General features: G+C 58.6%; 11 protein-coding genes. 1 reads left to right on the top strand and 10 read right to left on the bottom strand.

Features of this window, described 5'->3' with window-relative positions:
• Positions 1-208: 208 nt before the first annotated feature.
• The 9 genes from HY868_23365 to murJ all read right to left on the bottom strand — a co-directional run bounded on the left by HY868_23365 (position 209) and on the right by murJ (position 10,108).
• A complete protein-coding gene (locus tag HY868_23365) occupies positions 209-1,750 on the bottom strand; it encodes a S8 family serine peptidase (GenBank protein ID MBI5305091.1) in 1,542 nt (513 codons plus the stop codon).
• Between the two features lie 112 nt (positions 1,751-1,862).
• A complete protein-coding gene (locus HY868_23360) occupies positions 1,863-2,783 on the bottom strand; it encodes a hypothetical protein (protein MBI5305090.1) in 921 nt (306 codons plus the stop codon).
• Positions 2,784-2,899: 116 nt separating this feature from the next.
• Entirely contained in the window at positions 2,900-3,841 is a 942-nt protein-coding gene (locus HY868_23355) for a hypothetical protein (protein MBI5305089.1), read from the bottom strand.
• Positions 3,838-4,959 carry a glycosyltransferase family 4 protein gene (locus HY868_23350; GenBank protein ID MBI5305088.1) on the bottom strand — a complete coding sequence of 374 codons (1,122 nt, stop codon included), beginning with the start codon at positions 4,957-4,959 and terminating at the stop codon, positions 3,838-3,840. The genes HY868_23355 and HY868_23350 overlap by 4 nt, the downstream gene beginning before the upstream one ends.
• Positions 4,960-5,025: 66 nt before the next feature.
• Complete coding sequence (locus HY868_23345) at positions 5,026-5,667, bottom strand: threonylcarbamoyl-AMP synthase (protein MBI5305087.1); 642 nt, start codon at positions 5,665-5,667, stop codon at positions 5,026-5,028.
• 20 nt (positions 5,668-5,687) lie between these two features.
• Complete coding sequence (locus HY868_23340; protein MBI5305086.1) at positions 5,688-6,476, bottom strand: HAD family phosphatase; 789 nt, start codon at positions 6,474-6,476, stop codon at positions 5,688-5,690.
• A 59-nt stretch (positions 6,477-6,535) separates the two neighbouring features.
• Complete coding sequence (gene prmC, locus HY868_23335; protein ID MBI5305085.1) at positions 6,536-7,378, bottom strand: peptide chain release factor N(5)-glutamine methyltransferase; 843 nt, start codon at positions 7,376-7,378, stop codon at positions 6,536-6,538.
• A 48-nt stretch (positions 7,379-7,426) separates the two neighbouring features.
• Positions 7,427-8,500: a peptide chain release factor 1 gene (gene prfA, locus HY868_23330; protein MBI5305084.1), complete on the bottom strand. Its 1,074-nt coding sequence runs from the start codon at positions 8,498-8,500 to the stop codon at positions 7,427-7,429.
• Positions 8,501-8,524: 24 nt separating this feature from the next.
• The gene (murJ, locus tag HY868_23325) at positions 8,525-10,108 is read right to left on the bottom strand and encodes a murein biosynthesis integral membrane protein MurJ (GenBank protein MBI5305083.1); all 1,584 of its coding nucleotides are present in this window, start codon (positions 10,106-10,108) and stop codon (positions 8,525-8,527) included.
• A gap of 137 nt (positions 10,109-10,245) precedes the next feature.
• On the opposite strand from murJ, the gene HY868_23320 reads away from it, so the two are divergent.
• The gene (locus tag HY868_23320) at positions 10,246-10,983 is read left to right on the top strand and encodes a glycerophosphodiester phosphodiesterase (GenBank protein MBI5305082.1); all 738 of its coding nucleotides are present in this window, start codon (positions 10,246-10,248) and stop codon (positions 10,981-10,983) included.
• A gap of 96 nt (positions 10,984-11,079) precedes the next feature.
• Here the strand turns inward: HY868_23320 and HY868_23315 are convergent, their stop codons facing one another.
• Positions 11,080-11,607, bottom strand: coding sequence for a GNAT family N-acetyltransferase (locus HY868_23315; GenBank protein MBI5305081.1), 528 nt, complete (start codon positions 11,605-11,607; stop codon positions 11,080-11,082).
• Positions 11,608-11,611: the final 4 nt, after the last annotated feature.

Here is an 11,611-nt window from a genome sequence, read left to right as displayed (position 1 = left end):
GTAACTACTCAGCCAACCCACATTTACGCCGATGAAAAAACAAATTTATCCGCGAATAACGCGAATTGCGCGAATAAGAAGAAAAAATTAGCGAAGATTCGCGTAATTCGCGGATAAAGGAACGATGGCTGAGTAGTTACGATGTTTTGAGAAAAATCATCCGCGTTCATCCGCGTCCGAATGGCTTTGTCTGGTGTGGTAAATCAACTCACGGATTTTTACGAATATCCGGCAAATAAAGATTGCATCGCGCCAGGTAAACACACTGCGCGTACAGGTACGCCGCGTCAGCGTCCAGCCGACCATAACCGAACGTGTTGTTCGGAATCGCGGTGGACGAATCGCCGCCGCATCCCAGCGTCGTCGCCAGGTGGATCGCCGATTGTTCAAGAATCATTTCGGTGTTGTCCACATCGCGCCGCAGCGACGGAAACGCCGACCACAACAACGCGACCGCGCCGGCAACGTGCGGCGACGCCATCGAAGTGCCACTCGAAAAACCAAACGAGTTGCCCGGGAAACTTGACCGTACACCGACACCCGGCGCGACCAAGTCTGGCTTGCGCCGATTGCTCCCGTCAATCGTCACCGCGCCCAGACTGCTGAACGACGCGATCGTATCCGTGGAAGTTGTCGCGCCGACCGTGATCGCCGAATCGTAAATCGCCGGCGGCTCGCGAATCGTCGAACACGACGCGCCAGAGTTGCCGGCGGATGCCGACATGAACACGCCTGCCGCGCGCAAGTTGTCCATCGCGGTGAGCAAACTATCCACGAGACAATCTTCACCGCTGGGCGGCGCACCGAGCACGCAACTGTACGAATTCCCGACCGCGTCGGGTCGCTTGTTCGGATCCGGATTGTTGCCGTTCAAATCCGTCGGCGCGAGAAAAAATTGCATGCACTCGATGTACGTGCTGGGTCGTCCGTAACCTTGCTCCATGTTGCGACACGCGATCCATTTCGCGCCCGGCGCAACGCCGATCTGATTGCCCGCGCCATCATCGCCAATGCCCGTGCCCATCGTGTGCGTGCCGTGACCGTAATCATCGCACGGCGCGGTCGAATTAAAGCCGCACGGATTCGTGCCATTGCCGTTAATGTCCGCGTGAATCGCGTCCCACCACGCATAGTTGTGATTCGCGCTCGAGCCATCCCAGCCAGAGTAATGCGTTTTGAGCGCGGGGTGATCCCACTGCACGCCGGTGTCCGCGTTCGCGTAAATCGTGCCCTGCCCCGTCACGCCACGCGCCCACACGAGCGGCGCATTGATTTTGCTAATGTTCCACTCGACCGTACTCGGTGCGCGCGTTTCGCCAACGAGCGGCGTTTCGAGTTCTACTCGAAACGCGCGGTCAGGTTCAATCGCGAGCACATCCGCGCGCGCGGCGAGCGCGTCCACAACCGCGCGATTACCTTCAACCGCGATGACGTTCGTAATCCAGTAATCGCGATGCGGCGCGCCGAGCGCGTCGAGTTGCGTGCGCACCGCCGGCTGCGTCATCTCCGCGACGGCGCGCAGTCCATCGAAGACCGCGCGACCACGCGCGCGCTGATCGGGCGCGCGCGCGGCAAGTGTGCGCGCGTTCGCCTGCGATTTGAGCACGACGAGAAAATGCGCGGTATCCCCGTTTGCCGTATCGGCGAGCACGCGCGAATCAATCTGCGCGCGTGGCGCAGAGTCCGCTAGCGCGCGCGGAGCGAGCAACACGAGAAAAACGCAGACCAAGTAGATTAGAAATTGTTTCATCAGTTTTAGCCGAGCCGCACAGTTTTAGTGTCATTGCGAGGAGCGAAGCGACAAAGCAATCTACCCCTCCCAATCCTCCCCTTGCTAAAGGGAGAGCTAGGGTGGGGTCTGCTCAAGGTATCCCATTCCAACCAGACAGGCGCGCCATGAGCCACCAAAACGCGACGCCCTTACGTTTGCAATTGAATCCGTGCGAGTGCGCGCAACTGGGCAGATTTTGACATTCGGTTGGATGTGCGGCGCACCACGTCGTGCACCAGGCACACGCGTCGCTCTCGTCGGGATAATAATTCCCGGCAGGATCGTAACTTTCAATGTCCGCAAAGTCGAAGAGAATCTTGCCGTTCGCGCGCACATAATCGCGAATCTGATTGTTGCGCGCGTGCGTGTTCGCGCGCGAGTACGCATCGCTCGCCAGGTGCCCGGTCATGTACACGAACCGGACGCCGGGATAGTCGCGCTCGAGCTGGCTCATCAAATTGAGATATGTGCTGATGTCGGTTTGGGTTGCCGAACTGACTTGACCACACCACGACCACAGCACCGTGTTGCGATTACTGCCGGAGCCATTCAAGTACGTCCGCGTGAGTGATGCCCAGGTCGTGCGATCAGGATTGCCCAAGTCGCCGGACGGTGTGTAATCCGCCAGCGACAAAATGCCGGCTTGCACCGCGCCATTCGTATTGTAGGCGAGCGTCGGACTGATCGTCCGCCAATAACCCATCCCCGAAACCAATTGACTACCGTGCGACGTGTGTCCGTACGACAAACGCAAGTTGGCTTTTGCCGCATCAAGATAATTCTGCGGAATACGATTGAGGTCGGTGGTCGTGTGGTCAATGATGATCGCGGTCGCGGAAACATTCGGCGAAACCGCGACGACCGGCAAAAAGTAAAACGAGTCGGCGCGCGGCGCAAACGCCGGACGATTGGAATTCAATCCGTCGTTTTTGCCGGCGGAGATGTACGCCGCGCCACTGGTAAGAATCACGAGCGCCAAACCCAGACTGACGAGCAAACGCGAATTAGCCATTCTTCTGCTCCTTGAGTCTGCGCTAGCACTCATCACCACGCGCAATGATTAATTGAAACGCGTCACATACGCTCCATTATCGTTCGCCACTCCAAAAATGCAATCGCCACTTTGGGCTAGCCCAGTTCCAACTCGCCCACGCGTTGAACTATCGCTTCCAATCTAGGCATTCGCTCACGAAACAACGCGAAATACTTGGACGCATCGCGCGCAAAATCGTCCACCATTCGATCACGGATCGCCACGTCAGTCTTCCACGCGTAGATTTCTGCGACAAATCCAAAATCGTCCGGCAAATTCTCCCGATAAAATGCGAGCACGTGCGGCTTTTTGTAAATGAAATCACCGGTCGCGATGAACACTCGCGTCGCTGCCGCGTCGCGCAAACAACGCACCGCCCACTTGACCCATTGAATTTGCCGGCTTTTCTTTAGCTTGAAATAGTCGAGTGAGTCCGGCTTCAGAAACCAATACACCTCCGCCGGCAACTCGTCCAGGTATCGCGCACGGTAGAATTTTTCCAGGATCGGAAAATGTTGTCCGCGCAAGCGCGCGCGCCAACACGACAACCAGTTGTGCGGATCGTGGATAATGTTGCTCTGAAACAAAAACGAGTGATTCTCCATGGGCGACTCGTCAAGTCGCTCGAATTCAAACTCAGCATAGCGCGCATCGGCGATCCCGAACTCGATATTCGCGCCCAACTCAGCGGCGATCTTTTCGGCAACGGGCTGATTGAAATCAGACCAGGTGTAATCGCGACGCGGCAAGCCATCGTGTTGTTCAACGAATCGTGTATAAAATTGCTCGCGCTCGGCAAGTTGCATTGCGCTAAACATGCCCATCACGGCTTGCCAGAAATACCTCGTGGGCGACGTGACAAACACACGCGTGTCAATGTCTGATGTGGGCACTGCTTCGCCTTTGGCAAACGATCCGATCTCGAGAATGCCAACAACCCGCGCGTGATCGCCCAACGCATTCTCAAGCAGTTGCACATACCGATGCAATTTGCCCGAGTCGCGCTCCAACTCGGAATGTTCGTAATCGAATTTCACGCTGTCCCTCGAATGACTCCCAGCACACGGCTCGCGCTCGCTTCCCAGGAAAAGCGTTGCAGATTCTCAAACCCTTTCGCGATCAATTTCCCGCGCAAGGCATTGTCATCGTCCAAGCGTTGTAGCGCGCCGGCAATCGCATCCACATCGAACGGGTCAACGAACAGCGCGGCATCGCCCGCGGCTTCGGGCAGCGACGAGGTCATCGAGCACACGACTGGCGTGCCGCACGCGTGCGCTTCGAGCACCGGCAAACCAAAGCCCTCGTGCAAACTGGGAAACGCGAGTACGCGCGCCCCGCTGACAAGCGCGGGCATGTCGGACGCCGGAACATAATCGAGAAATCGCACGCGCGACTGCAAACCCAGCCGCTCAACCAACTCGAAAATCGGCTTATGTAACCAACCGCGCTTGCCCACGATCACCAATTCGCTATCCGCTATTCGCGATTTGCCATCCGCCATTTGCAACTTGCTAAACGCTTCGATGAGACGCGCATAGTTTTTGCGCGGATGAATTGTTCCGATGGCAAGGAGATAGTCTCCGGCTATGCGTAAACGCGTGCGCGTGTCTTCGAGTTGGGTCGCGTCGCGAACTGGCTGAAAGCGTTGCGCGTCGAACGCGGGATAGATGACCGTGATTTTTTCAACGGGCACATTGCAAAATCGCACAATGTCATCGCGCGTCGCTTCCGAATCGGCAAAGACGTGCGCTGCCGCGCGTGCGTTGTAGCGCGTCGCCCAGGTGTGGTACGCGCGTTGCAAGCGTGGATGCGCGTTGGGGAAATGCAAGTGACCCAGGTCGTGGATCGTGACGATGGAACGGCGCGGGTGAACCGGCGGGAGGACGTGCGCGGGAATCCATAACACGTCCGGTGCGCGCGTGAGCATTTCGAACGACAAGCGCGCGTGCGTCCACAAGCGCGGAAACGGCATCGCGCGAATTTCGAAATTGCGCGTCGCGCCGAAAAAATCGCGCGTCACACTTTCGCGCGTGTAGAGCCGATACGCGTTCGTGCGGTCCATCGCGACGAGCGCGCGAATCAACTCGCGCGAATAAATTTCGGTGCCCGTCGGCGTTGCGCTAGTCGCGCGCGAGGCATCAATTCCAATCAACATAGTTCGTTAGTGCGATAGTGCGATAGTGCGATAGTTGTGCTAGCAGCCAACCATCGCACTATCGCACTATGAAACTATCGCACTTTTCCCTAACACCCGTTCGATTTCTTCAACGCTTATTACACCGACGCGCAGAATGCGTGGTGGATCGGTCGTCACGTCCACGACGGTCGAGGGCACGTTGCCGCGCGTCGGTCCGCCGTCGAGAATCACCGGCACGCGACCGTTGAGTTGCGCGAGGACCTCCGCCGCCGTCGCCGGATCGGATCCGCCGGACAAGTTCGCGCTTGTCGCGGCGAGCGGCGCGTTGAGCGATTCGATCAACGTGCGCGTCACGCGATGATTCGGCACGCGCACCGCGATACTCTCGCCGCCCGCGATCAAAATCTTGGGAACGCGAGACGACGCGGGGACGACGAGCGTCAACGCGCCGGGCCAAAATTTCGCGGCGAGTACGCGCGCCGCGTCCGGCACCAGGCGCGCGACGAGTTCGAGCTCGCGCGCGTGGGCAAGCAAGCACGGAATCGCCTTGTCGCGTTCGCGATTCTTGGCGATGTACAACTGCTCGATGGCGCGTTCGTTGAATCCGCTTGCGCCCACGCCGTAGACCGTGTCCGTTGGAAACGCGATGACTTTGCCCGCGCGCAAGAGACGCACTGCGTGCGCGAACGCTTCGGTATCCGTAACCGGCAGAATGGATGTTTTCATAAGTGTTAATCTGTGGTTGCTTATTCAAGTACGAATTTTTCAATCGCGATTGCCGCGCCGTCATCGTGCGCGCGCGGCGCGACATAATCGGCAATCGCTTGCAAACTGGGAATCGCGTTGCCCATCGCGACGCCGATACCCGCCCACTCGATCATCGAACGGTCGTTATCTTGGTCGCCCATCGCCAACACCTCGTTGCGCGCGATCCCCCAGCGTTCGGCGAGCCACGCGAGCGCGTTGCCTTTCGAAGTAGCGCGATGCGTCACTTCGGCAAAGTGATCGTGTGATTGCACGATTTGCAACTGCTCGCCGAGTTCACGCGCCAACCGTGTGCGCAATTCACGCGTCGTCTCCGCGTCGTGCACGAATACGATTTTCTGTGGCTCGGCGTCGAGCGTCTCGGCGAGGTCGGGCGCGTGAAAAAGAAAATGACGATTGCGGTCGGCAAAACGAATCGCGCTTTCGGTCATTCGCGGCGCATAAAATCGCTCGTTGATGCACACAATCGCCGTGCCGTCGGGCGGTGTCAATGCCAACGCGGCACGCGCCAGGTCGCGCGGAATCCGTTGCTGAGTGAGAATCGTTCGCGTTTGCAAATCCCAGATCGTCGCGCCGTGATCGGTAACGAGCACGTCCGTCAGACCCAGGTCGCGCGCGAACCATTCGGCGGTCAGAAACATCCGCCCGGTCGCGATAACGACGCGCACGCCGCGCGCCAACGCGCAACGCACCGCCGCGCGCAAACGCGGCGTAAATTGTTCGGCGCGCAACGTGCCGTCGAGGTCAGAAGCGATCAAACGTATAGGCATGAAGCATTTCTGATTTTCGATTTACCATTTACCATTTACTATTTACAATCCGCCATTCGCTATTCGCCATTCGCCAGCCGTATTTCAACGACGCGATCCAATCCTTCGAGATCGCGATGCAACGTGGCGACACAACGCGGCAATGCGCGCCACACCGCTTCGAGCGCGGACTTGCCCTGCTCTTCCGAGATTTCGAGGAACGCGACTGCGTGACGCGCCGCGCGTGATTTCAACTGCACGAGCAAACGGCGGAACACCGCGAGTCCATCATCGCCGCCATCGAGCGCAACACGCGGTTCGAATGCACGCACCTCGCGTGGCAATTCGTCGAAACGCGCGCGCGGGATGTAGGGCAAATTCGCGACACAAATGTCAAACGAAGAATCGAATCGCTCGAATAAATCGCTTTCGACCAACTCGACGCGCGCGGCGAGATTCAACCGCGTCGCATTCATCCGCGCGACCTCTAACGCATCGCGCGATGTATCGAGCGCGATGACGCGCGCGTCCGGCAAGTGATGCGCCAGCGTCAACGCGAGCGCGCCCGACCCCGCGCCGACATCCACAATCGTCGGCGACGCGACGCGGCGCGCGCGTGCAAGCGCCAGTTCAACGAGCGTCTCGGTTTCGTGGCGCGGAATTAGCACACGGCGATCAACGAGAAAATCTAGACCAAAAAATTCCTGGTGACCCAGGATGTACGCGAGCGGCTCGTGTTGCGCGCGGCGTGCAACGTTCGCGGCGTACTGCGCGGCAACATCCGGCGCGATCGCATCGTCGAGCCGCGCCAACATCATCGTGCGCGAAACGCCCAGCGAATGCGCGAGAAGCAACTCGGCTTGCAAACGCGCGTCGTGATACGCTCCGCGCATCGTCGCGCCGAGTGCGCGCGTGGCGTTCACCAAAATCTCCTGCGCGGTTTCCGGTTTGGCAATCAAACGCGACTCCGCCTAACTCACTCCCGCGCTCTGCAACTTTTCCGATTGATCGTGGAGAATCAACGCGTCAATAATTTCTTCGATGTCGCCGTCGAGGATGCGCGGCAAGTTGTGCACCGTCAAGCCGATACGATGATCGGTGAGACGGTCTTGCGGAAAATTGTAGGTGCGAATCTTTTCGGAGCGTTCGCCGGAACCGACCTGGGCGCGCCGGGCTTCGGTCGTCTCGCGTTGTTGCTTTTCGATTTCCATTTCGTACAGCCGCGCGCGCAGCACGCCCATCGCGCGAATCTTGTTCTGCAGCTGCGAACGCTGATCCTGACACGCGACGACGATGCCGGTCGGCAAATGCGTGATGCGAACGGCGGTCGCAACCTTTTGCACGTTCTGTCCGCCATGTCCCGACGCGTGGAAAATATCAATCTTGATTTCGTCCGGCTTGATGTCAATTTCCACATCGTCCACTTCAGCCAGCACCGCGACCGTCGCCGTCGAAGTGTGGATGCGTCCTTGCGCCTCGGTCTGCGGCACACGTTGGACGCGATGCACGCCGCTCTCGTACTTCATCCGCGAGAATGCGCCCTTGCCCTTGATTTCAAACACGACCTCTTTGTACCCTTTCAAGCCGGTGCGATTCTCGTCAACCAGTTCCGCTTTCCAACCCTTGTCTTCCGCATAGCGCGTGTACATGCGATACAAATCCGCGGCGAACAATGCCGCTTCATCGCCTCCCGTGCCGGCGCGAACTTCGACGAACACATCCTTGTCGTCGCGCGGGTCTTTGGGCAAGAGTAAAAAGCGCAACTCGCCAAACAGACGCGCGTCGTTCGCTTCGAGCGTCGTCACTTCTTCGCGCGCCATCGCGCGCATCTCTTCGTCCGTTTCGTCGCGCGCAATCGCGCGCGTCTTTTCCAGCGCGTCGTGCGTCGTTTTATAGTCGCGAAACTTGCTGACGATTTCTTCGAGTCCGCTAATCTCGCGTGTGATTTCGCGCAAGCGCGTCGGATCCGTTGTGACCGCCGGGTCTTCCATCAGCGTGTGCAATTCTTCGTAGCGTTTTTCCATTGCCTGCAGTTTGTCTAACATCCCTCACCATTTTCGATTAGTGATTTATGATTTGCGATTGAGTCGTTGCAATACCAACGCGATTTCTTCCGAACGCAAGAACATGGTTGCGACGATATAAATAATCGCGCCGAATGTCGCGCCGACCAGCGCGATGAATATCGCGCCGCGTTCGGCGAACATGTTCGCGACCAAAAGCACGCCGAATGCCATCGCGACCGATGCCGCGACCATTCGCGCGACCGACCCCGCGATGCGGCGTGCGTCAATATCGCCGAGACGCCGCCACAAGATCGCGAACAGTATCAACGTTTCGAGAATCGTCGCGAGCGAATTCGCGAGCGCAAGTCCACCGTGCGCGAGCGGCGCGATGAACGCGAGACTCAGCGCGACGTTCAACGCCATCGCGCCGATGCCGACGAGGACGGGCGTCTTCGTATCGTGGAGCGCGTAAAACGCGCGCGTGATAATTTCCAAGCCCGAATGCGCGAACAACGCGAGCGCGTAAAACTGCAACGCAAACGCGGTCTCGGCAGTCGAATCGGCGGTGAATTGTCCGCGCTGAAACAACACCGCGATCATCGGCGCACCGAGCAGAGCCAAGCCCACCGACGCGGGAATCGTCAAGTATAGCGTCGCGCGCAACGCCGTCGAAAACGTGTCGCGAAATTCTTCGCGCGCGTGCCGCGCCGTCTGCGCCGAAAAGGTCGGGAATACGACCGTCGCGAGCGATTGACCGATGACACCAACCGGCAAGAGCATCACGCGCCACGCGTAACCCAGCGCTGCAATCCGTCCCGCCGACAACCCGGACGCGAGAATCGTGTTGACGACAAAGTTGATCTGCACCGCGGTGAGACCCAGCATTCGCGGGAGCATCAAGCGACCGACTTGGCGAACGTCTTCGGATTTCAGATTTTTGATTGCAGATTGCAGATTGAAATTCTGAAATCTGAAATCTGAAATCTGAAATCGCGTGAGCCAGGGCAGTTGCACAATCAGATGCGCGATTGCGCCGATGACGACACCAATCACAAGACCGTACACTCCCAGCATCGGCGCGAGCAACAGCGCGCCCGCGATGATCGCCAAATTGTACAACACCGGCGCGAGCGCGGGCAACGCAAAATGCTGGTACGCGTTCAGAATGCCCATCACGATACCGCTCACACCAAATACAATCGGCGTGATGAGCATCCAACGCATCAGGTCAGCGGTCAATTGCTGATCGCTCGGCGCAAAGCCGCGACCGACGGTGAGCGCAACGACTTGCGGCGCGACGAGCGCGAGCAACGCGGCGAGTGCGGTGAGCACCACGAACGCCAGCGCGATGATCGCGCGCGCGAGTCGCCACGCGCGCGCCACATCATTTTGCGCGAGCGCGGCGGCGAACGTCGGGATGAATGCCGAGCCAAGCGCTCCGCCGGCGAGCACGTTGAAAATGAAATCGGGAATCGTGAACGCGGCGAAGTACGCGTCGAGCGCGCGCGCGGTACCGAATTGATGGCTGATTACCACATCGCGCAGTAGACCCAGCACGCGGCTCGCGACAAAGAGCGCCATCACGACAAGCGCCGCGCGCGCCATCGAACGCGGGCGCGTCGCCCCAGTTGAAATCACGCGGGGCATTATAGCACGAAACATCGCGGGGTCAATTCAATCTTGCGTTTCATTCGGAACGGCGTAAAATAATCTAGCGCGGACGGCTCGTCCGCACCGGCGGGCAGGCTGCCCGCTTCCACATTTTCAATGAGGCAATCGCAACTATGAAACCACTCGTACTTGGACATCGCGGCGCGAGCGCGTACGCGCCGGAAAACACGCTTGCCGCGTTCAACCTCGCGTTTGAAATGGGCGCGGACGGTATCGAACTGGATGTGACGTTGACAAAGGACGGCGTGCCGATTGTGATTCACGACGACACGGTTGACCGCACAACAAACGGCAAAGGCGCGGCGAAAGAGCTGACGCTGGCTGAGATCAAACAACTCGACGCGAGTTACACGTTTGAAAAATATCGCGGCGCGACGCCTCGCGTGCCGACGCTCGCAGAAGTACTGCGCGCGGTCGGCAATCGCGGTCTGGTCAACATCGAACTCAAGAGCGCCACACTACAAACCGACGGCGTCGAAGCTGCGGTACTCGCGGTAATCGAAGACACGCGCACGACCGAAAACGTGATCATCTCGTCGTTCAATCCGATGGCGCTCGCGCGCATGTACGATCTCAACCCGCGCTTGCCGCGCGGCTTGCTCTACGCGCCACAGCTGCCGATCTATTTGCGCCGCGCGTGGTTGCGTCCGCTCGCGCGACCGACCGCGATGCATCCGCATTGGTCGCAGGTGACGCGCCAATTCGCGACGTGGGCACAGCACAAGGGTTTGCAAATCAACACGTGGACGGTGGATGAACCGGCGGAGATGCAACGCTTGATCGCGCTGGGCGTCAACGCGATCATCACGAACAAGCCGGACGTACTGCGGCAAGTCGTTGACCAGGCATGAACCAAAACCAGGTTTCTCGAAGAAACCTGGTTTTTCTATGCGCGCGAATGTTTTTTTATAAACCCGAAGGGTCTTGAGGCTCTTCGGGTTTTGCGTTTATCGCAAGTTGAGCGCGAACTGCAGCGCAATATCACGATTCGGAAATAGTTGATCGTTGAAACCGCACAATGTGAATCCCAGCTTTTGATAGAAACAGATTGCGGGATAATCCTTGGTTGACGTATCGAGCATCGCGATTCGCAATTGGCGCTCGCGCGCCCACTCGAGCGCGGCGCGCATCAGCTTCGCGCCGACGCCTCTCCGCCGCTGCACCGGCGCAATCGCGATGTTGTTGATCTTGAACATCTGATTCCACACCGAGACACCCGCGTCTACAAAGCCGCACACGCCGGCTTCGTCTGCGACAAAGAATGCTTCGCCGCGTTGAAAGTTTTCGAGCAACACACTGCGCGAGATATTGTTCGCCACGCGCATCGGACGCGGCAAACGCGTTTGCCGAAACGTCACCGTAATGACGCCGGCGTTCGTGCGTTCTTCCATTTGCCAGACGTACTCGGTCTCGAACGAATCGTCAATCGCCAAACACGCGTTTAGATCAATCACATTCGCCGGACGAATTTCCATCGCT

Source organism: Chloroflexota bacterium (assembly GCA_016219275.1).
GTDB lineage: Bacteria > Chloroflexota > Anaerolineae > UBA4142 > UBA4142 > JACRBM01.
This window is presented reverse-complemented; position numbering and strand designations above follow the sequence as displayed.